Annotated in this window: 22 protein-coding genes; 12 read left to right on the forward strand and 10 right to left on the reverse strand. The window is 69.4% G+C overall.

All coding sequences use genetic code 11. The annotated features are described in order from the left end of the window. Nucleotides 1-266: 266 nt before the first annotated feature. The gene (locus tag ACFVH0_RS33415) at nucleotides 267-1103 is read left to right on the forward strand and encodes an HAD family hydrolase (protein WP_385826387.1); all 837 of its coding nucleotides are present in this window, start codon (nucleotides 267-269) and stop codon (nucleotides 1101-1103) included. Between the two features lie 585 nt (nucleotides 1104-1688). Here the strand turns inward: ACFVH0_RS33415 and ACFVH0_RS33420 are convergent. Further along, complete coding sequence (locus ACFVH0_RS33420; RefSeq protein WP_385826388.1) at nucleotides 1689-2513, reverse strand: oxidoreductase; 825 nt, start codon at nucleotides 2511-2513, stop codon at nucleotides 1689-1691. A gap of 102 nt (nucleotides 2514-2615) precedes the next feature. Here ACFVH0_RS33420 and ACFVH0_RS33425 point away from each other — a divergent pair, with 102 nt between their 5' ends. Beyond that, entirely contained in the window at nucleotides 2616-3611 is a 996-nt protein-coding gene (locus ACFVH0_RS33425) for an ATP-binding protein (protein WP_385826389.1), read from the forward strand. Between the two features lie 185 nt (nucleotides 3612-3796). Here the strand turns inward: ACFVH0_RS33425 and ACFVH0_RS33430 are convergent, their stop codons facing one another. Then, the gene (locus tag ACFVH0_RS33430; RefSeq protein ID WP_385826391.1) at nucleotides 3797-5188 is read right to left on the reverse strand and encodes a hypothetical protein; all 1392 of its coding nucleotides are present in this window, start codon (nucleotides 5186-5188) and stop codon (nucleotides 3797-3799) included. 280 nt (nucleotides 5189-5468) lie between these two features. Between ACFVH0_RS33430 and ACFVH0_RS33435 the strand changes: the two genes are divergently transcribed. The 6 genes from ACFVH0_RS33435 to ACFVH0_RS33460 all read left to right on the forward strand — a co-directional run bounded on the left by ACFVH0_RS33435 (nucleotide 5469) and on the right by ACFVH0_RS33460 (nucleotide 14098). Beyond that, entirely contained in the window at nucleotides 5469-8174 is a 2706-nt protein-coding gene (locus ACFVH0_RS33435; RefSeq protein WP_385826392.1) for a SulP family inorganic anion transporter, read from the forward strand. 226 nt (nucleotides 8175-8400) lie between these two features. After that, nucleotides 8401-10398: an acetate--CoA ligase gene (acs, locus tag ACFVH0_RS33440; protein ID WP_385826394.1), complete on the forward strand. Its 1998-nt coding sequence runs from the start codon at nucleotides 8401-8403 to the stop codon at nucleotides 10396-10398. A gap of 233 nt (nucleotides 10399-10631) precedes the next feature. Continuing rightward, nucleotides 10632-12038 (forward strand): Na+/H+ antiporter NhaA, encoded by a 1407-nt coding sequence (nhaA, locus tag ACFVH0_RS33445; RefSeq protein ID WP_385826395.1) that lies wholly within the window; start codon nucleotides 10632-10634, stop codon nucleotides 12036-12038. 47 nt (nucleotides 12039-12085) lie between these two features. Further along, complete coding sequence (locus ACFVH0_RS33450; RefSeq protein WP_385826397.1) at nucleotides 12086-12619, forward strand: phage holin family protein; 534 nt, start codon at nucleotides 12086-12088, stop codon at nucleotides 12617-12619. Further along, nucleotides 12616-13788 carry an alpha/beta fold hydrolase gene (locus ACFVH0_RS33455; protein ID WP_385826398.1) on the forward strand — a complete coding sequence of 391 codons (1173 nt, stop codon included), beginning with the start codon at nucleotides 12616-12618 and terminating at the stop codon, nucleotides 13786-13788. The genes ACFVH0_RS33450 and ACFVH0_RS33455 overlap by 4 nt, the downstream gene beginning before the upstream one ends. Before the next feature lie 106 nt (nucleotides 13789-13894). Then, entirely contained in the window at nucleotides 13895-14098 is a 204-nt protein-coding gene (locus ACFVH0_RS33460) for a hypothetical protein (RefSeq protein ID WP_124719555.1), read from the forward strand. A 245-nt stretch (nucleotides 14099-14343) separates the two neighbouring features. Here the strand turns inward: ACFVH0_RS33460 and ACFVH0_RS33465 are convergent, their stop codons facing one another. From ACFVH0_RS33465 to nth, 3 genes are all read right to left on the reverse strand, one after another. Then, nucleotides 14344-15549: a MarP family serine protease gene (locus ACFVH0_RS33465; RefSeq protein ID WP_385826400.1), complete on the reverse strand. Its 1206-nt coding sequence runs from the start codon at nucleotides 15547-15549 to the stop codon at nucleotides 14344-14346. 88 nt (nucleotides 15550-15637) lie between these two features. Continuing rightward, nucleotides 15638-16381, reverse strand: a complete 744-nt coding sequence (locus tag ACFVH0_RS33470) for an NUDIX hydrolase (RefSeq protein ID WP_385826401.1) — start codon at nucleotides 16379-16381, stop codon at nucleotides 15638-15640. A gap of 250 nt (nucleotides 16382-16631) precedes the next feature. Beyond that, nucleotides 16632-17465, reverse strand: coding sequence for an endonuclease III (nth, locus tag ACFVH0_RS33475; RefSeq protein ID WP_385826403.1), 834 nt, complete (start codon nucleotides 17463-17465; stop codon nucleotides 16632-16634). 313 nt (nucleotides 17466-17778) lie between these two features. On the opposite strand from nth, the gene ACFVH0_RS33480 reads away from it, so the two are divergent. Beyond that, nucleotides 17779-18453: a Crp/Fnr family transcriptional regulator gene (locus tag ACFVH0_RS33480; RefSeq protein ID WP_014046869.1), complete on the forward strand. Its 675-nt coding sequence runs from the start codon at nucleotides 17779-17781 to the stop codon at nucleotides 18451-18453. 103 nt (nucleotides 18454-18556) lie between these two features. Here the strand turns inward: ACFVH0_RS33480 and ACFVH0_RS33485 are convergent, their stop codons facing one another. The 4 genes from ACFVH0_RS33485 to ACFVH0_RS33500 form a co-directional block, all read right to left on the reverse strand. Next, entirely contained in the window at nucleotides 18557-19417 is an 861-nt protein-coding gene (locus ACFVH0_RS33485; RefSeq protein WP_385826404.1) for an MBL fold metallo-hydrolase, read from the reverse strand. After that, the gene (locus ACFVH0_RS33490) at nucleotides 19414-20376 is read right to left on the reverse strand and encodes an NUDIX hydrolase (protein ID WP_385826406.1); all 963 of its coding nucleotides are present in this window, start codon (nucleotides 20374-20376) and stop codon (nucleotides 19414-19416) included. Before ACFVH0_RS33490 ends, ACFVH0_RS33485 begins: the two co-directional genes overlap by 4 nt. A gap of 153 nt (nucleotides 20377-20529) precedes the next feature. Further along, on the reverse strand, nucleotides 20530-21000 hold the full coding sequence (locus ACFVH0_RS33495) for a RidA family protein (RefSeq protein ID WP_093900512.1): 471 nt from the start codon (nucleotides 20998-21000) through the stop codon (nucleotides 20530-20532). Beyond that, complete coding sequence (locus ACFVH0_RS33500) at nucleotides 21000-21158, reverse strand: DUF4177 domain-containing protein (RefSeq protein WP_003967454.1); 159 nt, start codon at nucleotides 21156-21158, stop codon at nucleotides 21000-21002. Before ACFVH0_RS33500 ends, ACFVH0_RS33495 begins: the two co-directional genes overlap by 1 nt. 83 nt (nucleotides 21159-21241) lie before the next feature. Here ACFVH0_RS33500 and ACFVH0_RS33505 point away from each other — a divergent pair, with 83 nt between their 5' ends. Both ACFVH0_RS33505 and ACFVH0_RS33510 read left to right on the forward strand, forming a co-directional pair. Next, a complete protein-coding gene (locus ACFVH0_RS33505) occupies nucleotides 21242-22228 on the forward strand; it encodes an ArsA family ATPase (RefSeq protein ID WP_385826407.1) in 987 nt (328 codons plus the stop codon). 20 nt (nucleotides 22229-22248) lie between these two features. Beyond that, complete coding sequence (locus ACFVH0_RS33510) at nucleotides 22249-23751, forward strand: ArsA family ATPase (protein ID WP_385826413.1); 1503 nt, start codon at nucleotides 22249-22251, stop codon at nucleotides 23749-23751. Between the two features lie 13 nt (nucleotides 23752-23764). Here the strand turns inward: ACFVH0_RS33510 and ACFVH0_RS33515 are convergent, their stop codons facing one another. After that, nucleotides 23765-24115 (reverse strand): WhiB family transcriptional regulator, encoded by a 351-nt coding sequence (locus ACFVH0_RS33515; RefSeq protein ID WP_176740522.1) that lies wholly within the window; start codon nucleotides 24113-24115, stop codon nucleotides 23765-23767. Between the two features lie 386 nt (nucleotides 24116-24501). Here ACFVH0_RS33515 and ACFVH0_RS33520 point away from each other — a divergent pair, with 386 nt between their 5' ends. Then, entirely contained in the window at nucleotides 24502-26766 is a 2265-nt protein-coding gene (locus ACFVH0_RS33520; protein WP_385826409.1) for a transglycosylase domain-containing protein, read from the forward strand. Nucleotides 26767-26825 lie beyond the last annotated feature (59 nt).

A 26825-nucleotide genomic window follows, 5' to 3' on the forward strand; every position in this document is an offset into this window, starting at 1 on the left:
GTCATGGTGGTGGGGGACGGAACGAGAAGCGGCCGTCGCGACCGGAATGGAGGCGGAATGCTTGATTCCGAACGACAGAAACGTGTCTGGACATGCGACGACCCCCGCCGGGGGGGAGAGCGGGGGTCGTCCCCACGGCCGACTCGGGGGGGGAGGAGCCGGACCGGGTTAGCACGGTCGCGAACGATCCGTGACTTCCATGGTGTACCCGAGAGCCTTCTCAGGCAAACCCACGCGCCAGAGTTTACGCCGAATGGTGTCCCCCTATGCTCTGCCTTGTGGAAAACCGCTTCTTGCCTCGCACAGCCGCCTTCTTTGACCTGGACAAGACGGTCATTGCGAAGTCTTCGACGCTGACCTTCAGCAAGTCCTTCTACCAAGGCGGACTGATCAACCGCCGCGCTGTACTGCGCACTGCGTACGCACAGTTCGTGTTCCTTGCCGGGGGTGCAGATCACGACCAGATGGAGCGGATGCGGGAATATCTCTCCGCGCTCTGCAAGGGCTGGAACGTCCGGCAAGTGAAGGAAATCGTCGCCGAGACCCTGCACGAGCTGATCGACCCCATCATCTACGACGAAGCCGCGACGCTCATCGAGGAGCATCACACCGCCGGACGCGATGTGGTGATCGTTTCGACCTCGGGCGCCGAGGTCGTCGAGCCGATCGGTGAGCTGCTCGGTGCCGACCGGGTCGTCGCCACCCGAATGGTCGTCGGTGACGACGGCTGCTTCACCGGCGAAGTCGAGTACTACGCCTACGGGCCGACGAAGGCCGAGGCGATCAGGGCCCTCGCGGTGTCGGAGGGGTACGACCTCTCGCGCTGCTACGCCTACAGCGACTCCGCCACGGATGTACCGATGCTGGAGTCGGTCGGCCATCCGCACGCGGTCAATCCGGATCGCGCGCTGCGACGTGAGGCGACCCTCCGCGAGTGGCCGATTCTCGTCTTCGACCGGCCGGTCCGGCTCAAGCAGCGACTGCCCGCTTTCTCGCTGCCGCCACGTCCGGCGTTGGTCGCGGCGGCAGCGGTGGGCGCGGCCGCCGTCACGGCGGGACTGGTCTGGTACACCTCACGCCGTCGCGCCGCGACCTCCGCCTGAACGCACCCCTGAGCAGTGGCCCGGCACACGCCAACTCGGCGCTCGGTGCGAAATATCCAACTCACCCGTAATTGAACCCAAAAGTAAAGAAGTGGGGCCAGCACTACCGCTCACCCCGGCTCTGGAGTACAAATGACTCAACGGCCCGCGAGACCAAGGACATCCGAGAGGATTACCTGTAACGCAGTGACGGCCCCACGGACCGAGCATGAAAACCGAGCACCCACGCGACGTCGACCCGTCGATTACGGGCCAGCCGCACCAGGGAACGGGCAAAGCATCCCGACCTGATGGGCACATATCGAGGACGCATGGTAACTGGGTAGACATGCCAGCGGCGGTACCGAGGACGGTACCGCCGCAACCCTTTTGTCGGGCCTTGAAGTCAATGCGGTATGTCGACGCGATAAGTCGAGACGGCGAAGACATTCATGAAGTTACCGCGATGAAGTTACTTCCGTGAATTTATCGCGAAGCACACCGCGGAAGCGGCACCCGACGACTCGAAACCGGCGCCCGGCGGGCTCGCGGCCTCGCACCGGATCCAGCCGCTGCCCCACTGAACGACTTCTGCGCGAATGGCTTCTACGCGGCGCCGCGCTGCAGTGCCTCGCACACCGCCGTCGACTCCCTGACACCCAGTTCCACGGAGCGTCCGCAGTGCGCGATCCAGGCCGCCATCCCCTCCGGCGTCCCCGACAGATAGCCCTCGAACGCCGCGACGTACGCCGCCCGCCCCTGCTCGGCATGGCCCACCTCGGCGGGGCAGATCGACTTGGGGTCGAGCCCGCTCCCGATCAGCACGATCCGCTCGGCGGTCCGCGCGACGAGGCCGTTGTACGAGCCGAAGGGGCGCAGGGCCAGCAGTTCGCCGTGCACGACCGCCGACGTCACCAGCGCGGGCGCCGAAGTGCCGGAAAGAATCAGCCCGGAGAGCCCCTCAAGACGCCCGGCCACCTCGTCGGCACCCGGCAGCGGTGCCTCGACCAGCGGCTCGTCCACCGCCTCGCCCGCCAGCCTCGGCCGGCCGACGGCGTCATCGGGCGCCGCCCCGCCGGCCGCGACCAGATGCAGCCGCGCCAGCACCCGCAGCGGTGACTGCCGCCAGATGGAGAGCAGTTGACCCGCTTCGGCGGTCAGCCGCAGGGCCGCCCCGATCACGTGCGCCTCGCCGTCACCGCTGAAGTCGGTACGCCGGCGCACCTCCTCCAGGTTCCAGTCGGCGCCCGACAGCGCCGCCGAGCCACGGGCACCGCGCAACGCCGCTTCCGCGGTGACCTCATTGCTGCGGCGCCGCATGACGCGGTGACCGTAGACCCGGTCGACGGCCTTGCGTACGGAGTCCACCGCGTCGGCGACCCCCGGCAGGGTGCCCAGGGCGGCGAGCGGATCAGAGGCAGTCGTACTCATAGGTAACGAGGCTACGCGTCCACTGAGCCGATACCGCCCGGGAGTGGCCTTCTTCACGAAGTGCGACAGCAGAACGCGGTCGCGCCGCTACCCTAGGTGAACATGAAGATCGCTTTCGTAGGGAAGGGCGGCAGCGGCAAGACAACGCTGTCCTCGCTCTTCATCCGCCACCTCGCCGCCAATGAAGCCCATGTCGTCGCGGTGGACGCCGACATCAACCAGCATCTCGGGGCCGCGCTCGGCCTCGACGACCAGGAGGCCGCCGCGCTGCCCGCCATGGGAGCGCACCTGCCTCTGATCAAGGAGTACCTGCGCGGCAGCAATCCCCGCATCGCCTCCGCCGAGACGATGATCAAGACGACTCCGCCCGGCGAGGGCTCGCGGCTGCTGCGGGTCCGCGAGGACAACCCGATCTACGACGCCTGCGCACGCACGGTCCGGCTCGACGACGGGGAGATCCGGCTGATGGCCACCGGGCCGTTCACCGAGTCGGATCTGGGCGTGGCCTGTTACCACTCCAAGGTCGGCGCGGTCGAACTCTGCCTGAACCATCTCGTCGACGGCCCCGACGATTATGTCGTCGTCGACATGACAGCGGGTTCGGACTCCTTCGCTTCGGGGATGTTCACCCGCTTCGACATGACGTTCCTGGTGGCGGAGCCGACCCGTAAGGGCGTCTCGGTCTACCGCCAGTACAAGGAGTACGCACGGGACTTCGGGGTCGCCCTGAAGGTCATCGGCAACAAGGTGCAGGGCGAGGACGACCTGGAGTTCCTGCGTGCCGAGGTGGGTCACGACCTGCTGGTCAGCGTCGGGCACTCCGACTGGGTGCGGTCGATGGAGAAGGGCCGCCCCGCCCGCTTCGAGCTGCTGGAGGCGGACAACCGGATGGCGCTGCAGGCATTGCAGAACGCCGCCGAGGACTCGTACGAGCAGCGGGACTGGGCGCGCTACACACAGCAGATGGTCCATTTCCATCTGAAGAACGCGGAGAGCTGGGGCAATGAGAAGACGGGCGCCGATCTGGCTGCCCAGGTCGACCCCGCCTTCGTTCTCGACGAGCGGTACGCACAGGACGGCGCCGCTCAGCCTGCCTAAGCCTCGATGCCTCGCCGGGTCGTCGGTGCCACCGCCGGACGGGTTCGCTCCGCCCGGCGGGAGCCGTCGCGTCCCCGGGCGCCGGACAGGACCGGGTTCCCGACCCGTCCGGCGCTCGACGCGCGGCCCTGCTGCCCGGCCGATCCGGCGCGTGACACGTCGGCCACGACCGAAGGCCGCGCGGCTCAGTGGCCGGACTTGTCGCCATCGGGCCCGGCGTGGGCCTTGTCGCCGCCCGCGGTCCGGCCGGTTCCGGAAGTTCCCGCTCCGTCGAGGAACTCGGTCCACCCCTTCTCGGGCGCCTGTCCGACATCGAGCGTGCCGAGCTTCGCCAGCGTCGCCGGGTCCTGCGCGTCCAGCCAGTCGGCCAACTGCCGGAAAGAGACGCAGCGGACACCTTCCTTGGTGCAGACCGTCGCGATGGTGTCCTCGACGGCACGCATGTAGGTGCCGCCGTTCCAGGACTCGAAGTGGTTGCCGATGATCAGCGGGGCGCGGTTTCCATCGTACGAGCGGTCAAAGGCCTGGAGCAGGCCGTCGCGCATCTGGTTGCCCCAGTACTCGTGCATGTCCGGGTCGCCCTGCGTCGTCGTACCAGACTGGTTGAACATGAAGTTGTAGTCCATCGAAAGGGTCTCGAACCCGCGGCCCGGCACGGGGACGAGTTGCATCGAGAGGTCCCAGATGCCGTCCTTCTTCTTCGGCCAGACCTGGTTGTTGACCCCGCTGGAGTCGTAGCGGAAGCCCATCGTCCGTGCCGCTGCCACCATGTTCTTCTGCCCTTCCAGGCAGGGGGTGCGGCCGCCGATGAGTTCCTCGTCGTAGTCGAAGGGGAGCGGCTTCTCCTCTTCGAGGCCCGGGGCGTTGGTCTTCCAGTTCTTCACGAAGGACTTGGCCTGGCTGATCTCGCTCTTCCACTGGTCGACGGACCAGGTTCCGACGCCGCCCTCGGGCCCGCAGAAGTGCCCGTTGAAGTGGGTTCCGATCTCGTCACCGTCCTCCCAGGCCCCGCGGACCTGAGTGATGGTGTTCCGGATTCCCTCGGTGTCGTTGAAGCCGATGTCGGAGCTGCCGGCGTTGTGCTTCGGCGGGTCGTAGAGCTCCCGTTTGTCCTCTGGCAGCATGTACACGCCGCTCAGGAAGTACGTCATGTTCGCGTGGTACTTCTTGCCGACCTCGCGGAAGTGCGAGAACAGCTTCTGACTGTCCTCGCCTGCGCCGTCCCACGAGAACACCACGAACTGCGGCGGCTTCCGACCGGGCGCGAGGCGCTCGGCCACAGGCTGCTTCGGCTGGCTGCCGGTGAACGCGGTGGATCCGTCGCCGATGAGCCGGAAGACGCTGACTGGCGCGGCCGGGGCTTCGGGGGCCTTCTTCTTCGGGACGGTGGCCTTCTTCGCCGCCCCCGGACCGGCGGCCCCGACGCCTCCGCCGGAACCGGAGGAGCACCCGGCCACTCCCGCGGTCAGCGCGACGGCCACGACCCCCAGTGCGACCCGCCCGACGGCGGCCCTCTTCGCAGCGACCTTCTTCGAAGTGATTCTCTTCGCGGCAACTCTCGTCGTGGCGACCATCATCCGCCCACCTCTTCCCTGCGGGTAACTTGCGTCGAAGTGCCGACACCGCGCGGTCAAGTTCGCACGCGACAGCCTCGATCGATACGACATATCGAATGAAAAGATGCTTATTCACTTCAATGGGTGATCGAATGGCCCATTTGATCGCAAGTGTGGACGCACGTCTTTACTCTCCATTACGATCTATTTACTGAGAGTTGAGAAATCCCGCCGCTGTACGCCGTGACCCACGGCCGCGTCCCCACATCCCGCGACCGCGCTGCCCGGAGGAGACGGGAAGATGTCTGCTTGCGTCCCCACTCGTCACAACCGCACATCCCGTAGTTCGCGTCCACCACGCGCCTCAGGAGTCAAACGACCACACAGCCCGCCGCCACCGCGCGGCGGACGGTTCCGTATCGCGGGCGCCGACCTGTCCGCGTCGATCACGGTCTTCCTGCTCGCCGTCCCCATGTCGCTCGGCCTCGCCGTCGCCATGGACGCCCCGCTGGAAGCCGGTCTCATCTCCGCCGTGATCGGCGGCATCGTCGCCGGACTGCTCGGCGGCACCCCGCTCCAGGTCAGCGGCCCGTCCGCCGGACTGACCGTGGTCACAGCCGAGTTGATCCAGATCTACGGCTGGCGCACCACCTGCGCGATCACCATCGGCGCCGGACTCCTCCAGCTCCTGCTCGGCTCGCTGCGGGCGGCGCGCAGCGCCCTCGCCGTCAGCCCCGCCATCGTCCACGGCACCCTCGCCGGAATCGGCGTGGCCATCGCGCTCGCGCAGCTGCACATCGTGCTCGGCGGCTCGCCACAGAGTTCAGCCGTCACCAACGCCCTCGCACTCCCCGACCAGTTGAGCCGGGTGAGCCCGGCCGCCCCGCTCATCGGCGTGCTGACCATCACCATCCTGATCCTGTGGCCCCGGGTTCCGGGCCGGGTCGGCAGAGCGGTACGCCGGATTCCGGCCGCCCTCGCCGCAGTGGTGACCGCTACGGCGGTGGCTGCGATCGTCGCGCCCGGGGTCGCCCGGGTCGATCTGCCGTCCTGGCGCTCGCACGCCCTGCCGGAGATGCCGCACGGCCCCGTACTCGCCCTGGCCACCGCCATATTCACGGTGATGCTGGTGGCCAGCCTGGAGTCGCTGCTCGCCGCGGTGGCCGTCGACAAGCTGTCGGCCGACCGCACCGCCGAGCAGACGGCCGCCCGGCCGGGGGCCGGCGCGACGCCGACACCCACATCGGCCGCACCCGCGCTCGCACTCGCGCTCCCGTCCGGGACATCGGCTCCGGCCGCATCCCTGGCCCTGCCCGCCAGACGTTCCGATCTCGACCGCGAGCTGCGCGCCCAGGGCATCGCCAACACGCTGTCCGGGCTGGTGGGCGGGCTGGCGGTGTCCGGCGGTGCGGTGCGCAGTTCGGCGAACGTACGCGCCGGGGCGACCGGGCGCGCCTCCACCGTGCTGCACGGTGTCTGGGTGCTGCTCGCCACCGGGCTGCTGGTCACCGTGCTGGAGTGGATCCCATTGGCCACGCTCGCCGCGCTGGTGATGATGGTCGGTATCCAGATGGTGAGTTTCGCCCACATCCGCAACGTCCATAAGCACCGCGAATTCCTGGTGTACGCGGCGACGATCACCGGCGTGGTTCTCCTCGGCGTCCTCAAGGGTGTGGCGATCGGCATCGCGCTGGCGGTGGCGGTCGCCCTGCACCGGCTGGCCCGGACCAGAATCACGGTCACCGATCAGGGCGGCCAGCATCTGGTCGTCGTACGAGGCCAGTTGACGTTCCTGGCGGTGCCCCGGCTCAGCCGTACGCTCGGCCAGCTGCCCCAGGGCGGGGACGCCGTCGTCGAACTGGACGGCTTCTTCATGGACCACGCGGCGTACGAGGCGATCCAGGACTGGAGCACCGCCCAGACCGCCCATGGCGGCAGGGTCGTGTTCACCGGCAGGTCCGGCGGCCGGATCGCCGAGCCCGCCTCGGCTGCGCACTCCTGTTGCCGCCCCTGGACTCCGTGGCGCAACCATCACTGCCACGACGAGCCCGGCCGTGCGCCAGAAGCGGGCCTCGGCCTCGGCCCCAACCTCGACGCACCGTCCGCCAGCACCAGCCACATCAGCTCTGCCGGACACACAGGCAACACCGATCACATCAGCCCCGCCGACCGCCCCGCCGACCAATCCGCCGACCGTCCCGCATCCCACCACGCGAGCCACGACATGACCACCGGCAGCCAGGTCAACGCCCCCACCACCGCACCAGCCCCCGCGACCCCCCGCCCGGCCGGCGGCAATCGGCTGATCAGCGGTCTGAGTTCGTTCCAGCGCAATACCGCTCCGCTGGTGCGCGACGAACTGGCCCGTCTGGCCATCGAGGGGCAGCGCCCGTCCCAGCTCTTCATCACCTGCGCGGACTCCCGCCTCGTCACCAGCATGATCACGGCGAGTGGCCCCGGCGACCTGTTCACCGTGCGGAACATCGGCAATCTGGTGCCCCTGCCGGACGCCGAGTCCGGGGACCACTCGGTGGGCGCGGCGATCGAGTACGCGGTGGATGTGCTGAAGGTGGAGTCCATCACCATCTGCGGGCACTCCGGCTGCGGGGCTATGCAGGCGCTGCTCGGCGGCGAACCGGACCGGGAGACTCCGCCCACGTCCCTGTGGCGGTGGCTGAGACACGGGCTGCCGAGCCTGGAGCGGATGGCGTCCCGGCACCACGCCTGGGCCCGGATCTCCGGGCGCCTGCCGACCGATGCGCTGGAGCAGCTCTGCCTCACCAACGTGGTCCAGCAGTTGGACCATCTGCGGGCACACGAATCGGTGGCACGGCGGCTCGCCGAGGGCACGATCCGACTGCACGGCATGTACTTCCACGTGGGCGAGGCACAGGCCTATCTGCTGACCGAGGGCGCGAGCAGCGGGCTGGAGCTCGATGAGGTCTTCGACCGCGTGGACCCCGGCGACGCCCCCGGTTCCGGCGAGTTGGAACGCACCGGCGTCTGAACCTCATTCGCCCTCGGTCCGTGAGACCTTGTGGTCCTGCATCCGCGTGGCTGCGCGGCGTATTGCACCGCTCCGTGTCGCTCCGCGGCGCATTGCACAGCTCCCCGCACTGCGCCGTACCGCGTCGCGCCGCACGTGGATGCGGGACCGTGTCTCCATACACGAGACACAGGTCTAAACCAATTCCGGGCAGACACTTGTCACCCGGCCTTTGGCCTGATGAGCTATGCCCCGGGACACAACGGACACCCTGGGAATGGGAGATGTCGTGAGCAACGAAAGCTTGGCCAATCTGCTTCGTGAGGAGCGGCGGTTCGCACCGCCTGCCGATCTGGCCGCGAACGCCAACGTCAAGGCGGAGGCGTACGAGCAGGCCGAGGCGGACCGGCTGGGCTTCTGGGCCGAGCAGGCCCGTCGCCTGACCTGGGCCACGGAGCCGACCGAAACGCTCGACTGGAGCAACCCGCCCTTCGCGAAGTGGTTCGCGGACGGCAAGCTCAACGTCGCGTACAACTGCGTGGACCGCCATGTCGAGGCGGGCAACGGCGACCGGGTCGCCATCCACTTCGAGGGCGAGCCCGGCGACAGCCGCGCCATCACCTACGCACAGCTCAAGGACGAGGTCTCCCGCGCCGCCAACGCGCTCATCGAGCTCGGTGTCGGCAAGGGCGACCGGGTCGCCGTCTATCTGCCGATGATCCCCGAGGCCGCCATCGCGATGCTGGCCTGCGCCCGCATCGGCGCCGCCCACTCGGTAGTCTTCGGCGGCTTCTCCGCCGACGCCATCGCCGCCCGTATCCAGGACGCGGACGCCAAGGTCGTCATCACCGCCGACGGCGGCTACCGCCGCGGCAAGCCGTCCGCGCTCAAGCCCGCCGTGGACGACGCCGTCTCCCGTATCGACAGCGTCGAGCACGTCCTCGTGGTCCGGCGCACCGGCCAGGACACCGCGTGGACCGAGGGCCGCGACGTCTGGTGGCACGAGATCACCGGCCGGCAGTCCGCCGAGCACACTCCCGAGGCCTTCGAGGCGGAGCAGCCGCTCTTCATCCTCTACACCTCCGGCACGACGGGTAAGCCGAAGGGCATCCTGCACACCTCCGGCGGCTACCTCACGCAGGCGGCGTACACCCACAACGCGGTCTTCGACCTCAAGCCGGAGACCGATGTCTTCTGGTGCACCGCCGACATCGGCTGGGTGACCGGCCACTCGTACATCGTCTACGGCCCGCTGGCCAACGGCGCCACGCAGGTCATGTACGAGGGCACGCCCGACTCCCCGCACCAGGGGCGTTTCTGGGAGATCGTGCAGAAGTACGGCGTCACGATCCTCTACACCGCGCCGACCGCGATCCGTACGTTCATGAAGTGGGGTGACGACATCCCCGCCAAGTTCGACCTGAGCAGTCTCCGGGTCCTCGGTTCGGTCGGTGAGCCGATCAACCCCGAGGCGTGGATGTGGTACCGCAAGCACATCGGCGCCGACAAGTGCCCGATCGTGGACACCTGGTGGCAGACCGAGACCGGCGCGATGATGATCGCGCCGCTGCCGGGCGTGACGGAGACCAAGCCGGGCAGCGCCCAGCGCGCCCTGCCCGGTATCTCGGCCACGGTCGTCGACGACGAGGCCAACGAGGTTCCCAACGGCGGGGGCGGCTACCTCGTCCTCACCGAGCCGTGGCCGTCGATGCTCCGCACCATCTGGGGCGACGACCAGCGCTTCATCGACACCTACTGGTCACGCTTCGAAGGCAAGTACTTCGCGGGCGACGGCGCCAAGAAGGACGAGGACGGCGACATCTGGCTGCTCGGCCGGGTCGACGACGTGATGCTCGTGTCCGGGCACAACATCTCGACCACCGAGGTCGAGTCGGCGCTCGTGTCGCACCCCTCGGTCGCCGAGGCGGCCGTGGTCGGTGCCGCCGACGAGACGACCGGCCAGTCCATCGTCGCGTTCGTGATCCTGCGCGGCACGGCCGAGGCCTCCGACGGGCTGATCGCGGATCTGCGCAACCACGTCGGTGCCACGCTCGGCCCGATCGCCAAGCCGAAGCGGATCCTGCCGGTCGCCGAGCTGCCGAAGACCCGCTCCGGCAAGATCATGCGGCGTCTGCTTCGCGATGTCGCCGAGAACCGCGAGGTGGGAGACGTCACCACGCTGAGCGACTCCTCGGTGATGGACCTGATCCAGGCCCAGCTGCCGTCGTCCTCCCCCGAGGACTGAGAGGACCGGCCAGCAAACCGAGCGGTACGTCCCCGAGGGGCATCCGGCAACGCGCCGGGTGCCCCTCGGGCATCTAAGGTGAAGATCACCCTATAGATCCCCGCACACCCCGGGTACAGTGGCAGTCGCGTCAACAAAGCAATAAGAAATCTCCACAGGGTGTGCCGGGAAGTCTGGTCGGCAAGTGCATCAGCCATGCCATCGCTGCCGTACCGACCCGGAGGTCTCCCCTCGTGGCCGCGCCCACCCCTGCACCCCCTTCGTCCCGCCGCACCCTGCTCGGACGGCTCTCCCTCCCTGAGCGGAACTACCTCGCGGAGGCCCTGCGCACCGAGACCGTGGGTGGCGTGATCCTGCTGGTCGCCGCAGTGGCCGCGCTGGTCTGGGCGAACACCTTCGGCTCCGGCTACGACTCGGTCAGCAACTTCCACTTCGGGCCGGAATCGCTGGGCCTCAATCTCTCCGTGGCGCACTGGGCCGCCGACGGGCTGCTCGCGATCTTCTTCTTCGTCGCAGGCGTCGAACTCAAGCGGGAACTGGTCGCGGGCGAACTGCGCGACCCCAGGGCGGCCGCTCTCCCGGTCGTCGCCGCGCTGTGTGGAATGGCGGTTCCGGCCCTCGTCTACACGCTGGTGAACGTGATCGGTGGAGGCTCGACGGACGGCTGGGCCGTCCCCACCGCCACCGACATCGCCTTCGCGCTCGCCGTCCTCGCGGTCATCGGCACCTCGCTGCCGAACGCGCTGCGCGCCTTCCTGCTGACGCTCGCCGTCGTCGACGACCTCTTCGCGATCCTGATCATCGCGGTCTTCTTCACCGAGAAGATCAACTTCATGGCGCTGATCGGCGCCTTTGTCGGCCTGGCCGTCTTCTATCTGCTGCTGCGCCGGAACGTGCGCGGCTGGTACATCTACATACCGCTCGCCCTGGTCATCTGGGGCCTGATGTACAACAGCGGCATCCACGCCACGATCGCCGGTGTCGCCATGGGTCTGATGCTCCGCTGCACCCGGCGGGACGGCGAGAACCACTCGCCCGGCGAGCACATCGAGCACCTGGTCCGCCCGCTGTCGGCCGGTCTGGCCGTGCCGTTGTTCGCCCTTTTCTCGGCCGGGGTCTCCCTCTCCGGCGGTGCGCTGGCGGGCGTCTTCACCCGACCCGAGACGCTCGGTGTCGTCCTGGGCCTCGTCGTCGGCAAGACCGTGGGCATCTTCGGCGGTACGTGGCTGGCCACCCGGTTCACCAAGGCGGAGCTGAACAAGGAGCTGGCCTGGGCCGATGTCTTCGCGGTCGCCTCGCTCGCCGGCATCGGCTTCACCGTCTCGCTGCTCATCGGCGAGCTGGCCTTCACCGGCGACGAGGACATGATCAACGAGATCAAGGCCGCCGTGCTGATCGGCTCCCTGACGGCCGCCGTGTTCTCCGGTGTACTGCTCAAACTCCGGGTACGCAGATACCGGGAGCTGCACGAGGCGGAGGAGCTCGACGAGGACCAGGACGGGGTGCCCGACATCTACGAACAGGGCGATCCGGAGTACCACCTGCGGATGGCCGCGATCCACGAGAAGAAGGCGGCCGAGCACCGTCGCCTTGCCCAACTGGCGGGGGCAGCGAGCAACGAGCCGGACAGTCCGGCATGATCTGACACCAGATGTGTTCAGCAGCAGGACTGGAGAGGGAGTCAGGGATGAGCGACCCCGGCAACAACGCGGGCAGCGCCGACCGCAGTCTCGGGCAACTGGTCGCCTCGGCGACGGCGGAGATGTCCGCACTGGTGCACGACGAGATCGCCCTGGCCAAGGCCGAGGTACGGCAGGACGTCAAGCGCGGTGTCATCGGCAGTGTGGCGTTCATCGTCGCGGGCGTGCTGATCCTGTTCGCGGTGCCGGTGCTGACTTTCGCGGCGGCGTACGGGATCCACAACCTGGGGCTCGGGCTCGCCTGGTCGTTCCTGATCGTGGGCGGCGCCTTCATCGTCCTGGCGCTGCTGCTCGCGCTGTTCGCCGTCGCCAAGATCAAGAAGGTCAAGCCGCCGGAGAAGTCCATCGCCTCGGCGAAGCAGACGGCGGCCGTGCTGCAGGGCGTCAAGCCGCACCCGAGGTCCGCCGTCCCGGCAGGAACGAGCCTCCCGGTCGCCTCGGGCAGCACGCTGACGGGCAAGGCCATGGAGAAGGCTCCGGTCCAGGACAAGGCCTCCGCTGTGGCACGCTCGTCAACATGACGGTCCCCGATTCCAGCGCATTCGGCCCGGTAGGCCCCGTAGGCCCGGAAGGTCAGGCAACCCCTGCGGACAGGGGCGACCGGGAAGGCTCGGGCAGCCCGGCAGGCTCGGGCAGCACTTCAGGCCCTGCAAGCTCACCCGGCTCGACCGACCCAGACGCCCCGACCCGCTCGACCGACTCACCCGCCCCAGGTGGCTCGCCCGCCCTGGGTGACTCACCCGCCCCAGGTGGCTCACCCGCCCCGGCCGGCTCCGGCGGGCCCGTGCGGATCGACGGGCCGTGGACCCACCGGGACGTGGCGGCCAACGGTGCCCGATTCCACATCGCCGAGCTCGGCGAAGGGCCGCTGGTGCTGCTGCTGCACGGCTTCCCTCAGTTCTGGTGGACCTGGCGCCACCAGCTCACCGCGCTGGCCGAGGCCGGCTTCCGGGCCGTGGCAATGGACCTGCGCGGGGTCGGCGGCAGCGACCGTACGCCCCGGGGTTACGACCCCGCCAACCTGGCGCTCGACGTCACCGGCGTGATCCGCTCGCTGGGCGAACCGGACGCGGCCCTGGTCGGCCATGACATGGGCGGCTACCTCGCCTGGACCGCCGCGGTGATGCGTCCGAAGCTGGTGCGCCGCCTCGTGGTCTCCTCGATGCCGCATCCGCGCCGCTGGCGTTCCTCGATGCTCTCCGACTTCGCGCAGTCCCGGGCCGGCTCGTACATCTGGGGTTTCCAGCGCCCATGGGTACCGGAGCGTCAGCTCGTCGCGGACGACGCGGCGTTGGTCGGCCGGCTGATCCACGAATGGGCGGGCCCCCGGACCCCGGAGTTCCCCGACGACGCGACGGTGGACGTCTACCGGCGCGCGATGTGCATCCCGTCGACGGCGCACTGCGCGATCGAGCCGTACCGCTGGATGGTGCGGTCCCTCGCCCGTCCGGACGGAATCCAGTTCAATCGGCGGATGAAACTGCCGGTGCGGGTACCGACTCTGCATCTGCACGGTTCACTCGATCCAGCGATCCGCACCCGAAGCGCGGCGGGATCCGGCGAGTACGTCGAAGCGCCCTACCGTTGGCGACTTTTCGACGGTCTGGGGCACTTCCCCCATGAGGAGGACCCGGCCGGTTTCTCGGCCGAACTCATCAACTGGCTCAAGGATCCGGAGCCCGACCGGTAGCCATTGGGGCACAGTTGTCCGTCGAACGGCCAATTGCCCGGCGCATAGGCCAATTGGCTGACGGATGGGCGGTTACCGACCATGAGGCACGGGCAGACGTCCCGGTATGGGCTGGACGCACGACTTCGGTGACGCAGCACGCAACCGCCGCTCGACCGCCACGGCGAGTCCGAGCACTCATGAGGGGGGCGGCCCCCAGGGCCGGGTGCACGATATGCAGGTTCTGCACGACCCCCAGCTCGGTATTCCGCGCATTCTGCGCCGCAGGGCCCGCTGGGTCTCGGCGCGGCTGCGCCATCCACGCGGATGATTTCCGCCCCGGTCGGCCGGTGAAGGCTCACCGGCCGGGCGGGACTTCACCACACTTCTCCCGGCCTCGACGGGCCACGCCCGGACGGGCCACGCCTGGGCGGGCCACGCCCGGACGGGCGACGCCTGGTCGGGCCGTGCTTCGACGGGCAGTACCTCGACGAGCCGTGCCGCGCCTGGTCCCTGCCTGACCGGACCGGCGCTCAGCCGGCTCTCAGCGGGCGCTTCGCGGGCAGCGGCCGGTGCTCAGAGCGCGCACGTCTGGCTGTCGACCTGCTGGTTGGCTGTGCGGCCGCGCGCGATGTCCTGGCGGATCTCGTCGGCCGTCAGCGCGTACCCGGTGTCGGGGTCGTCGAGCGACTTGGCGAACACCACGCCGTACACCTCGCCCGTCGGGGTCAGCAGTGGTCCGCCGGAGTTGCCCTGACGGACCGTCGCGTAGAGCGAGTACACATCGCGGTGGACGGTGCCCCGGCGGTAGATGTCCGGGCCGCCCGCGTTGATACGGCCCCGGACCCGCGCCGCCCGTACGTCGTACGAGCCGTTCTCCGGGAACCCCGCGACGATGGCGCTGTGACCCGTCCGGGCGTCGCTGTCGGGGCCGGCGAACCGCAGCGGCTTCGCGTCGAGGTCCGGAACGTCGAGCACGGCGATGTCGCGCCGCCAGTCGTACAGGACGACCTTCGCGTCGTAGAGCCGCCCCTGGCCGCCGATCTGGACCGTCGGCTCGTCGACGCCGCCGACGACATGCGCGTTGGTCATCACCCGGCGGTCGGAGAAGACGAAGCCGGTGCCTTCGAGGACCTTGCCGCAGCCCGGGGCCGTGCCGACGACCTTGACGATGGACTTCTTGGCGCGGGCCGCGACGGGGCTGCCCACCAGCGCCGGGTCCGGGGCCTTGACCTCGGTGATCGGCTCGTTGGCGAACGGGCTGAAGACCTGCGGGAAGCCGTTCTGCGCGAGGACCGAGGAGAAGTCCGTGAACCAGGTGGATGCCTGCGTGGGCATCACCCGGGAGATGCCGAGCAGGACCGAGGAGCTGCGGACCTCCTTGCCCAGCGTCGGCAGTGTGGTGCCGGCCAGCGCGGAGCCGATCAGCCACGCGACCAGCAGCATCGCGACGACGTTGACCAGGGCGCCACCGGTGGCGTCGAGGGCGCGTGCGGGCGACCAGGTGATGTACCGGCGGAGCTTGTTGCCCAGGTGGGTGGTGAACGCCTGGCCCACCGAGGCGCAGACGATCACGATGACGACGGCCACGACGGCTGCCGTCGACGAGACCTCGGAGCCGTCCGTCAGCTGGTCCCACAGGACCGGCAGCAGATAGACGGCGACGAGGCCGCCGCCCAGGAACCCGATCACCGACAGGATGCCGACGACGAACCCCTGTCGGTAGCCGATGACCGCGAACCACACGGCGCCGGCCAGCAGCAGGATGTCCAGCACGTTCACCGTCTATAGCCTCGCAGATTCGTCACCGGGCCCATTCCTTCGGCTGGCTCCGGGCGGGGCCGGACAGCGCAGCACGGGAGTCAGCCTGTCATGCGCGCCAGTCGAGCGGCACCTGCTTGGCCCTGTCCCAGGGGCGCTCCCAGCCCGCGAAGTGCAGAATCCGGTCGATCACCCCGGCCGTGAAACCCCAGACCAGGGCGGATTCGACCAGAAATGCCGGGCCCCGGTGACCGCTGGGGTGGACCGCCGTCGCACGGTTGGCCGGATCCGTGAGATCCGCCACGGGAACGGTGAAGACCCGGGCCGTCTCACCCGGATCGACGACGCCGACCGGACTCGGCGAGCGCCACCAGCCGAGGACCGGCGTCACGACGAAGCCGCTCACGGGGATGTAGAGCCGGGGCAGCACACCGAAGAGCTGGACCCCTCGCGGATCGAGACCGGTCTCTTCCCTGGCCTCCCGCAGAGCGGCCCTGAGCGGCCCCGTCGTGGCCTGGTCGCCGTCCTCCGGGTCCAGGGAGCCACCGGGGAAAGAAGGCTGCCCGGCATGGGAACGCAGGCTTCCGGATCTCTCCATGAGGAGCAGCTCGGGGCCGCGCTCGCCCTCGCCGAACAGTACGAGCACGGCGGACTGCCGACCGGCACCGCTCTCCGGCGGCAGGAAGCGGCTGAGCTGGTCGGGCTCGATGGTCCGCGCGGCGCCGGCCACGGGGTCGAGCCAGGCGGGCAGCCCCTCGGCCGTGACGGTGATCGCTGCGTCCTCATCGGCGGCGGTCGTGGCCGCGGCCGCCGCGACCGCCGCCGCGGGGCTGACCGCTGCGGGGCCTGTCACTGCCGGCTTTCCCGCCGCGTGGTTTCCCGCTGCCGGGCTTCCCGCGACGGACGCGGCGGGTCTTGTGGCCGCGGAGCCGGTCGCTGCCTGGCCTGCCGCCTTGGGAGCGGCTGCCGTATCCGTGCTCTGTTCGTGCGTCTTCATAGGCACCCCTCGTCTCACAACGCCTGTCATCACGCATTTCGTTCCGGCCGCGCCGCGACCCCTGCCGTTCCGGCCATCCCGGCCGCCCTGCGGCCGGTGCCGTGCGTCAGCCCGCTCCGAGGGCCGGCGCGGGCTTGCCCGGGTAGTCGGCGGGCGGGCTGAGCCGCTGGCCCGGCCGGCCGCCCATCTCGTACTTCAGCAGCTTCCTGGCCTTCTCCGGGTCCGTCTCGCCCTCGCCGTACGCCGGGCAGAGCGGGGCGATCGGGCAGGCGCCGCAGGCGGGCTTACGGGCATGGCAGATACGGCGGCCGTGGAAGACGACCCGGTGCGAGAGCATCGTCCACTCGCTCTTGGGGAAGATCGTGCCGATCTCGGCCTCGACCTTCTCCGGGTCCTCCTGCTCGGTCCACTTCCAGCGGCGCACCAGACGGCCGAAATGCGTGTCGACGGTGATCCCGGGGACGCCGAAGGCATTGCCGAGAACAACGTTGGCGGTCTTGCGGCCGACCCCCGGAAGCTTGACGAGATCGGCGAGCCGACCCGGTACCTCACCGCCGTAGTTGTCCCTGAGCGCCACGGACAGGCCTATCAGCGACTTGGTCTTGGCCCGGAAGAACCCGGTCGGCCGGATGAGCTCCTCCATCTCCTCGGGGACGGCGGCGGCCATGTCCTCGGGGGTGGGGTAGGCGGCGAAGAGCGCGGGGGTGGTCTGGTTGACCCTCAGATCGGTGGTCTGGGCGGAAAGGACCGTAGCGACCAGGAGCTCGAAAGGGTTACGGAAATCCAGCTCGGGATGGGCGTACGGGTACAGCTCGGCGAGCTCGCGGTTGATCTTGCGGGCGCGGCGCACCATCGCCAGACGCGACTCCGGCTTCCATCCCGACCCCGCCGCGGCCTTCACCGTCGCCTTCACGGCCGGCGTTCGCGCCGACTTCCCCACCGGCTTCCCCGTGGGGCGTTTTGTCGCTTTTTCCGAGCGAATCGCACCCTGTTCGCCCACAGCGGAATCACGGCCTTCCGACACCCCATCAGCCCCCTTGGCCTGCGCTCTCACCGGCGATTTGGACACCCGGCCAGCCTAGAGCCACGCACTGACATCTGCGCCCGTCACCGTGCATCCGCCCCCAATCGGCCCCCTGCCGCACGATTGGGCACGCCCGTGCGTCAAACTGGTTTGTGATTGATCGCACTGTTTTACCGTCCGGCATGATGGGGACCACGGTTCCCTGAACAGGCCGACAAGGAGAGAACTCGTGGACGACGTTCTGCGGCGCGCCCCGCTTTTCGCGGCGCTCGATGATGAGCAGGCCGCGGAGCTCCGCGCCTCGATGAGTGAGGTGACCCTCGCACGCGGCGACGCGCTCTTCCACGAGGGCGACCCGGGCGACCGCCTCTACGTGGTCACCGAGGGCAAGGTGAAGCTCCACCGCACCTCCCCCGACGGGCGCGAGAACATGCTGGCGGTCCTCGGCCCCGGCGAGCTGATCGGTGAGCTGTCGCTCTTCGACCCGGGCCCCCGCACCGCCACCGCCACCGCGCTGACCGAGGTCAAGCTCCTCGGCCTCGGCCACGGCGACCTCCAGCCCTGGCTGAACGCCCGCCCCGAGGTGGCCACGGCCCTGCTGCGCGCCGTCGCCCGCCGCCTGCGCAAGACCAACGACCAGATGTCCGACCTGGTCTTCTCCGACGTACCGGGCCGCGTCGCCCGCGCCCTCCTCGACCTGTCGCGCCGCTTCGGCGTCCAGTCCGAGGAAGGCATCCACGTCGTCCACGACCTGACGCAGGAAGAGCTGGCCCAGCTGGTCGGCGCCTCCCGCGAGACGGTCAACAAGGCACTCGCCGACTTCGCCGGACGCGGCTGGCTGCGCCTGGAGGCGCGCGCCGTCATCCTGCTGGACGTGGAGCGCCTGGCCAAGCGGTCCCGCTAGCCGGACCGGCCCCGGCCTCATCGGCAACGTACGCAAGGCCCCGCCACCACCCGGCGGGGCCTTGCCACGTTTCCGCGCCGACCGCGGAGAGACGCCCGAGGCCCTAAGGCCTTCCGTTCGGATCGGGCGGGCCCTGGATGAGGCCGTGCTCGCCCAGGTACTCCAGCTGGGCCAGCACCGAGAGTTCCGCGGCGGGCCACAGGGACCGGTCCACGTCCGCGTACACCTGCGCCACCACCGCCGACGCCGTCCGGTGCCCGGCCTCGACCGCCGTCTCCACCTGGGCCAGCCGGTGCGCCCGGTGCGCGAGGTAGAACTCGACCGCGCCCTGCGCGTCGTCCAGCACCGGACCGTGCCCCGGCAGCACCGTGTGCACGCCGTCGTCGACGGTCAGCGAGCGCAGCCTCCGCAGCGAGTCGAGGTAGTCGCCGAGCCGCCCGTCCGGGTGCGCGACGACCGTGGTGCCGCGCCCGAGGACCGTGTCCCCCGTCAGCACCGCCCGGTCGGCGGGCAGATGGAAGGAGAGCGAGTCCGCGGTGTGACCGGGGGTCGGTACGACACGGAGTTCCAGGCCACCGGTGGTGATCACATCGCCGGCCGTCAGCCCCTCGTCGCCCAGCCGCAGCGCCGGGTCCAGCGCGCGCACCTTCGTACGGGTCAGCTCGGCGAACCGCGCCGCGCCCTCCGCGTGGTCGGGGTGCCCGTGGGTGAGGAGGGTGAGCGCGATCCGGCGGCCGGCCCGCTCCGCGACGTCGATGACGGCCCGCAGATGCGTGTCGTCCAGCGGGCCCGGGTCGATGACGACCGCGAGGTCCGAGTCGGGCTCGGCGACGATCCAGGTGTTGGTGCCGTCCAGCGTCATCGGAGAGGCGTTGGGGGCGAGGACGTTGACGGCGCGGGCCGTGGCGGGGCCGGACAGGACCGCGCCGCGCGGCTGTCCGGGCAGCGCTGCCGCATTGCTCATATCGATCCGCCTCCCGCACCACCGGAACCGCCGGCGGGACGACCACCGAAGCCGTCATCGGAGCCACCGCCGGTACCGTCACCCGCCGGCCCGCTCGGGATGTGCTTGGTGAACTCGTCGTGTCCCGGCCAGCTCAGCACCAGCTCTCCGCCCTCCAGCCTTGCCTGTGCCAGCACCGGCGTGAGGTCCTGGGAATCCGCCGCCTTCAGGGCCTCGGCGGCCGTCCCGTACGGCCTCAGCGCCCGCAGCGTCGACACGGTCGGCGGCATCATCAGCAGCTCGCCCCGGTCGTACCCGTCGGCCGCCTCGCCCGGCCCGATCCACACCGTGCGGTCGGCCTCCGTGGAGGCGTTGCGGGTGCGCTGGCCCTCCGGGAGCGCGGCCACGAAGAACCAGGTGTCGTAGCGGCGGGGCTCGAACTCGGGGGTGATCCAGCGCGCCCACGCGCCCAGCAGGTCCGAGCGCAGCACCAGACCGCGCCGGTCCAGGAACTCGGCGAAGGACAGCTCCCGGGCCACCAGTGACTCGCGGTCGGCCTCCCAGTCGGCACCGGTGGTGTCGCTGACCACCGTGTCGGCGCTCGGCCCCGCGAGAAGGACACCCGCCTCTTCGTACGTCTCCCGGACCGCCGCGCAGACGATGGCCTGGGCCTCGGCCGGGGTACCGACGCCGAGCCGCTCGGCCCAGCTCTCCAGCGCGGGTCCGGCCCAGCCGACGAGCCGGTCGTCGTCGCGCGGGTCGACCCCGCCACCCGGATAGGCGTACGCCCCGCCGGCAAAAGCCATGGAGGCCCGGCGGCGCAGCATGTGGACGGCGGGGCCGCCCTCGGTGTCAGTGGCGGAATCCCGGAGCAGCATCACGGTGGCGGCCCGCTTCGGGGTCGCGGCGCTCAGCTCACCTGCGGCGAGTGCCCGGATCCGGTCGGGCCATTCCGGTGGGTACCACTGACCATTGGACATGGCCGGAGGCTATCCGGAACCGCGCCGATGTTCGAGAGGTGCAGTGATCCGTACATGCCCCGTACACAGATGATCCCGCCCGGTCATCGTGACCGGACGGGATCGAAAATATCTGAACGGGATCAGAAAAGGGCGACGAAAGGAACGTACGGCTCAGGCCCCGACCAGCTCGACCTGGACCTCGACCTCCACCGGAGCGTCCAGCGGCAGCACCGCGACGCCCACCGCGCTGCGCGCGTGCACACCCTTGTCGCCGAGCACCGCGCCCAGCAGCTCACTGGCACCGTTGATCACGGCGGGCTGTCCGGTGAAGTCGGACGCCGAGGCGACGAAGCCCACGACCTTCACCACCCGTGCGATCCGGTCCAGGTCGCCCGCGACGGACTTCACGGCGGCCAGCGCGTTGAGCGCGCAGGTCTTCGCCAGCTCCTTGGCCTCGTCGGGCGTGACCTCGGCACCGACCTTGCCGGTGACCGCGAGCTTGCCGTCCACCATCGGCAGCTGGCCGGAGGTGTACACGTACACCCCCGACTGCACGGCCGGCTGGTACGAGGCCAGCGGCGGCACGACGTCCGGCAGCGTCAGCCCGAGCTCGGCGAGCTTCGCCTCGACGGTGCCCGCCATTACGCCTTCTCCCGCTTCAGGTAGGCCACGAGCTGCTCGGGGTTGTTCGGGCCGGGAACGACCTGGACCAGCTCCCAGCCGTCCTCGCCCCAGGTGTCCAGAATCTGCTTGGTCGCGTGCACGAGAAGGGGCACGGTCGCGTATTCCCACTTGGTCATGGGCCCGACTGTAACGCCTGTGTAATCCCTGGCACGCGCAGCCTCGTGCGTAGCCTGCGGTGTGACTGGTTAGGCTCGAATACGTGAGCAGGTTCCAGGTCGTCAGCGGCAAGGGCGGTACCGGTAAGACCACGGTTGCCGCCGCCCTCGCGCTCGCCCTCGCGACCGAGGGCAGGCGCACCCTTCTCGTGGAGGTCGAGGGCAGGCAGGGCATCGCCCAGCTCTTCGAGACGGAGCCCCTTCCGTACGAGGAGCGCAAGATCGCCGTCGCGCCGGGGGGCGGCGAGGTGTACGCCCTCGCGATCGACGCCGAGCGCGCCCTGCTCGACTACCTCCAGATGTTCTACAAGCTGGGCAGCGCGGGCCGGGCGCTCAAGAAGCTCGGCGCGATCGACTTCGCCACCACGATCGCGCCCGGTGTGCGGGACGTGCTGCTGACCGGCAAGGCCTGCGAAGCCGTACGCCGCAAGGACAAGCAGAACCGGTACGTCTACGACTACGTGATCATGGACGCGCCGCCCACCGGACGCATCACCCGCTTCCTCAATGTGAACGACGAGGTGGCGGGGCTGGCCAGGATCGGCCCGATACACAATCAGGCACAGGCCGTGATGCGGGTACTGAAGTCCCCCGAGACCGCCGTCCATCTGGTGACGCTGCTGGAGGAGATGCCGGTCCAGGAGACCGCGGACGGCATCGCCGAGCTGCGCGACGCCGAACTGCCGGTGGGCCGGGTCATCGTGAACATGGTGCGGCCCCATCTGCTGGACGAGGACACCCTGCGCACCGCCGCGGGCGGCCGCCGCAAGGAGATCGCCAAGGCGCTGACCCGGGCCGGAGTGACCGGCTCCGCGGGGCTCGTGCGCCCACTGGTCGAGCAGGCGGCCGAGCACGCCCAACGGGTCGAGCTGGAGCGCGAACAGCGTGCCGTGCTCGCCGGCCTGGAGCTGCCCGGGTACGAACTCCCGCTGATCGGCGAGGGAATGGACCCGGCCGGGCTCTACGACCTGGCGACCGAGCTCCGCAAGCAGGGCGTGGGCGAAGGGGCGGGACAAGGGGTGGGGACATGACACAGCGCACGGAAAGAGCCATGACGGGCACGGCCGGGGAGACGGAGGACAGCTCCTCCCGGGCCCCGGCGGAGGACACCCGGGCGGACCCGGCGGAGGACCCTTGGGAGGGCCTGGCCGAGGGCACCTGGGCAGGGCCTGCGGAGGACGCCCCCTCCCCCACACCCGTGCTGGACACCGACGCGCTGCTCGACGACCCGGGTATCCGGATCGTCGTCTGCTGCGGTTCGGGCGGCGTCGGCAAGACCACGACCGCGGCGGCACTCGGCGTACGGGCGGCCGAGCGCGGGCGCAAGGTCGTCGTCCTCACCATCGACCCGGCCCGCCGGCTCGCCCAGTCCATGGGCATCGACTCGCTGGACAACGTCCCGCGCCGGGTGCCGGGCATCGAGGGCGAGGACGCCGGGGAACTGCACGCCATGATGCTCGACATGAAGCGGACCTTCGACGAGATCGTCGAGGCGCACGCGGACGCCGAGCGGGCCCGCGCGATCCTGGAGAACCCCTTCTACCAGTCGCTGTCGGCCGGTTTCGCCGGCACGCAGGAGTACATGGCGATGGAGAAGCTCGGGCAGTTGCGGGCGCGCGACGAGTGGGACCTGATCATCGTCGACACCCCTCCGTCGCGCTCCGCGCTGGACTTCCTGGACGCGCCGAAGCGGCTCGGTTCGTTCCTGGACGGAAAGTTCATCAAGCTGCTGATGGCCCCGGCGAAGATGGGCGGCCGGGCCGGGATGAAGTTCCTGAACGTCGGCATGTCGATGATGACGGGCACCCTCGGCAAGCTGCTCGGCGGTCAGTTCCTGCGCGACGTACAGACCTTCGTCGCGGCGATGGACACCATGTTCGGCGGCTTCCGTACCCGGGCCGACGCCACGTACAAACTGCTGCAGGCGCCCGGTACGGCGTTCCTGGTCGTCGCGACTCCGGAGCGGGACGCGCTGCGCGAGGCGGCCTACTTCGTGGAACGGCTGGCCGCGGAGGAAATGCCGCTGGCAGGTCTGGTGCTCAACCGGGTCCACGGCAGCGATGCCGCCCGGCTCTCCGCCGAGCACGCGCTGGCCGCCGCAGAAAATCTTGACGGGATCGGCATTGTGGATCAGACGGCCGGGAAGGCTGGACTTCGTGACCGGGCCGACCGCTCGGCCGCTCCCGACTCCCCCGAAGTCGTTGCCACGCCCGGTTCCGCACCGGACGCCACCCCCGACGCCGCCACGCCCGACAACTCCGAGCGCGAGGACACCGCCGAGCAGAAGAACACCGAGAATCACGAAACGACCGCTTCGGACCGCGAGTCGACCGCTTCCGTCGAGGAGCTGACCGCAGGTCTGTTGCGGCTGCATGCTGAACGGATGCAGGTGGTCGCGCGCGAACAGCGCACACGTGACCGGTTCACCGCGCTGCACCCCGAGGTCGCCGTGACCGAAGTGGCCGCGCTGCCCGGTGACGTACATGATCTCGAAGGGCTCAGGGCCATCGGAGACCGCCTCGCGACCGGTTCTGCCCCGGCCGGAGCTGTGTAACAACCCGCCGGTCCTATCCCACTGCGGCGTACCTCTCGTGCAGTTCGTCGTCGTCCAGTCCGATCGCCACGGGCAGGATGCCCGTCGACTGCTCGTACTCGCTGCGCGCGGTCTCCAGCAGCCGGCGCCAGGACGTGACGGTGGGCCGCCTGCGCAACAGTGCGCGGCGCTCCCGCTCGGTCATTCCGCCCCACACGCCGAATTCGACGCGATTGTCCAGCGCATCGGCCAGGCACTCGGTCCGCACCGGACATCCGGTGCACACCGCCTTGGCTCTGTTCTGCGCTGCCCCTTGTACGAACAGTTCATCCGGATCGGTAGTGCGGCAGGCTGCCTGCGCACTCCAGTCGGTTACCCAGCCCATCACGGCGCCGTCCTCTCCCGAATCGAGGCTCCCCCACGGCGGCAGCGGCATATTCACCGCTGCCAGTTGAGGACGTTACGGAAGGTGGCGACAGCACAACACCCCCTTCGGGCCCAATCTTGAATGGCCCGAACGGACTATGCGTATGCGGCAGATCACCCAGGGGAGTGAGGCGAGGGCATACGCGACTATCCCGTCAGAATCGGGACAGTTCACCTGGATCACAACGGACGTTCGATGACACACGAGGCGAATTCGGGAGCGCCTGAGGTTGTGGCCGGGTCTTGCACGGGGGTTGATACGGGACCGGACTGCTGTGACAGTTGAGAGCAGCTTAGGCCAAGGCATATACGTGTGTCCGGCGAATGAGAACGTAGGCTGCCCCCATGCCAAAGAAGCGCTCGGGCGGGGGTCTCTCGACGACCCAGCAGGCCGCCAAGTTCCTCGGTGTCGCCGCACTCTCCGGAGTCGTGCTCGCGGGCATCGCGCTGCCGGCCGCCGGAGCACTGGGGCTTGCCACCAAGGGGACGGTCGAGGGATTCGACGAGATCCCGGCCAATCTGAAGACTCCGCCGCTGAGCCAGCGCACCACGATCCTGGACAGCAAGGGCGGAATGATCGCCTCGGTGTACTCGCGCGACCGCACGGTGGTCCCGCTGAAGGACATCTCGCCGTACATGCAGAAGGCGATCGTCGCGATCGAGGACGCCCGGTTCTACGAACACGGGGCCATCGACCTCAAGGGCATCCTGCGCGCGCTGAACCGCAATGTGCAGACGGGCGGGACCACCGAGGGCGCGTCGACCCTCACCCAGCAGTACGTGAAGAACGTCTTCGTCGAGGAGGCGGGCGACGACCCGGACAAGGTCGCGCAGGCCACCCAGCAGACGATGGGCCGCAAGGTCCAGGAACTGAAGTACGCGATCCAGGTCGAGGAAGAGCTCGGCAAGAAAAAGATCCTGGAGAACTACCTCAACATCACCTTCTTCGGGCAGCAGGCCTACGGCATCGAGGCCGCCTCCCAGCGCTACTTCTCCAAGCCGGCGAAGGACCTGACGCTGGAGGAGTCCGCGCTGCTTGCCGGCGTCGTGCAGTCGCCCAGCCGCTACGACCCGGTCAACGACACGGCCGAGGCCACCAAGCGCCGCAACATGGTGCTCCAGCGCATGGCGGACGTCGGGGACATCTCGAAGGCCCAGGCCGACAAGGCGAAGGCGACCCCGATCAAGCTCCGGGTCAAGAAGCCGAAGAACGGCTGCATCACCGCCGTCAGCGGTGCCGGCTTCTTCTGCGACTACGTACGCCACGTCTTCCTCACCGACCCGGTCTTCGGCAAGACCAAGGAGGACCGGGCCAAGATCTGGAACCAGGGCGGCCTGACGATCCGGACGACGCTCGACCCGCAGTCCCAGCAGTCGGTGCAGGGCTCGATCAAGAACCACGTCTACAAGTCGGACAAGGTCGCGACGGCCGTGACGCTGGTCCAGCCGGGCACCGGCAAGATCATGGGCATGGGCCAGTCCAAGCCGTACGGCTTCGGCACCAACGAGACCCAGTACAACTACTCGGTCAACAAGGTCATGGGCGGCTCCAACTACGGCTTCCCGACCGGTTCGACGTTCAAGCCGTTCCTGGCCGCCGCGGCCATAGAGGGCGGCAAGCCGGCCACCCAGTCCTATCCGTCGCCGTACGAGATGGACTACCCGGACACGGTGCGGTCCTGCGGGAAGCCGTGGGTCAACGACGGCGTGCCGAAGTATCACCTGGAGAACGAGAGCGAGTCCGAGAAGGGCCCGTACTCGCTGAAGGAGGCGATGGAGAAGTCGGTCAACACCTACTTCGTCCAGATGCTCCAGGACATCGGCATGTGCCCGGTCTCGCAGATGACCGACAAGCTCGGCGTGGTCCAGGGCGACGGCAGCAAGCTGCCGCAGAACCCGTCGACCCTGACCCTCGGCTCCAACGGTCTGTCGCCGCTGACTATGGCGAGCGCGTACGCCGCCTTCGCCAACCGCGGTACGTACTGCACGCCGATCGCCATGGAGTCGGTCAGCAAGGCCGACGGCACTTCGCTGCCCGTGCCCAAGACCACCTGCTCGCAGGCGATGTCGCCGACCACGGCCGACACCGTCAACACCCTGCTCCGCGGAGTGGTCGACTCCGGTACCGGCCAGGAGGCGGGTCTCCAGAGCCGCGACAACGCGGGCAAGACCGGTACGACCGACGCCCGGAAGAACGCCTGGTTCGTGGGGTACACGCCGAACATGTCCGGCGCGGTCTGGGTCGGCAGCCCGTCCCAGAGCGTCGAGATGGAGCGCATCACGATCGGTGGCGTGTACCAGGACAAGGTGTACGGCGGGCAGGTCCCCGGACCGATCTGGCGTGACGCGATGACGGGCGCGCTCAACGGAGTGCCCGCCCCCGCCTTCAACACCGTCAACATCCCGGACCCGCCGAAGAGCGACGACCGGGACAGGGGCAAGGGCCGCGACCGCGACCGCGATCGTGGCGAGGGCAGGCCCGGCGCCGGGGGCAAGAAGCCCGGCAACAAGAGCCCGTTCCCCGGCATCACCATCCCGCCGGACCTGATCGGCGGCAACAACGGCGGCGGCAACCGCGGCCAGACCACTGGCGGCACACAGGGCCCCTGAGCCACACGGCTCGACCCCTGGAATGAGGGTGGGGTGCCCGGATCGGATTCGATCCGGGC

This window comes from Streptomyces sp. NPDC127117, assembly GCF_042677325.1.
Classification (GTDB): domain Bacteria; phylum Actinomycetota; class Actinomycetes; order Streptomycetales; family Streptomycetaceae; genus Streptomyces.

Bases quoted from the DNA above. Each gene is read 5' to 3' on its own strand.
- ACFVH0_RS33425 (WP_385826389.1), top strand. From the start codon at position 2,616: ATGAAGATCGCTTTCGTAGGGAAGGGCGGCAGCGGCAAGACAACGCTG.
- ACFVH0_RS33490 (WP_385826406.1), bottom strand. From the start codon at position 20,376: ATGTCCAATGGTCAGTGGTACCCACCGGAATGGCCCGACCGGATCCGG.
- ACFVH0_RS33510 (WP_385826413.1), top strand. From the start codon at position 22,249: ATGACGGGCACGGCCGGGGAGACGGAGGACAGCTCCTCCCGGGCCCCG.
- ACFVH0_RS33415 (WP_385826387.1), top strand. From the start codon at position 267: ATGCTCTGCCTTGTGGAAAACCGCTTCTTGCCTCGCACAGCCGCCTTC.
- ACFVH0_RS33420 (WP_385826388.1), bottom strand. From the start codon at position 2,513: ATGAGTACGACTGCCTCTGATCCGCTCGCCGCCCTGGGCACCCTGCCG.
- ACFVH0_RS33485 (WP_385826404.1), bottom strand. From the start codon at position 19,417: ATGAGCAATGCGGCAGCGCTGCCCGGACAGCCGCGCGGCGCGGTCCTG.
- acs (WP_385826394.1), top strand. From the start codon at position 8,401: ATGCCCCGGGACACAACGGACACCCTGGGAATGGGAGATGTCGTGAGC.
- ACFVH0_RS33515 (WP_176740522.1), bottom strand. From the start codon at position 24,115: ATGGGCTGGGTAACCGACTGGAGTGCGCAGGCAGCCTGCCGCACTACC.
- ACFVH0_RS33430 (WP_385826391.1), bottom strand. From the start codon at position 5,188: ATGATGGTCGCCACGACGAGAGTTGCCGCGAAGAGAATCACTTCGAAG.
- ACFVH0_RS33495 (WP_093900512.1), bottom strand. From the start codon at position 21,000: ATGGCGGGCACCGTCGAGGCGAAGCTCGCCGAGCTCGGGCTGACGCTG.
- ACFVH0_RS33450 (WP_385826397.1), top strand. From the start codon at position 12,086: ATGAGCGACCCCGGCAACAACGCGGGCAGCGCCGACCGCAGTCTCGGG.
- ACFVH0_RS33455 (WP_385826398.1), top strand. From the start codon at position 12,616: ATGACGGTCCCCGATTCCAGCGCATTCGGCCCGGTAGGCCCCGTAGGC.
- ACFVH0_RS33435 (WP_385826392.1), top strand. From the start codon at position 5,469: ATGTCTGCTTGCGTCCCCACTCGTCACAACCGCACATCCCGTAGTTCG.
- ACFVH0_RS33460 (WP_124719555.1), top strand. From the start codon at position 13,895: ATGGGCTGGACGCACGACTTCGGTGACGCAGCACGCAACCGCCGCTCG.
- ACFVH0_RS33500 (WP_003967454.1), bottom strand. From the start codon at position 21,158: ATGACCAAGTGGGAATACGCGACCGTGCCCCTTCTCGTGCACGCGACC.
- ACFVH0_RS33520 (WP_385826409.1), top strand. From the start codon at position 24,502: ATGCCAAAGAAGCGCTCGGGCGGGGGTCTCTCGACGACCCAGCAGGCC.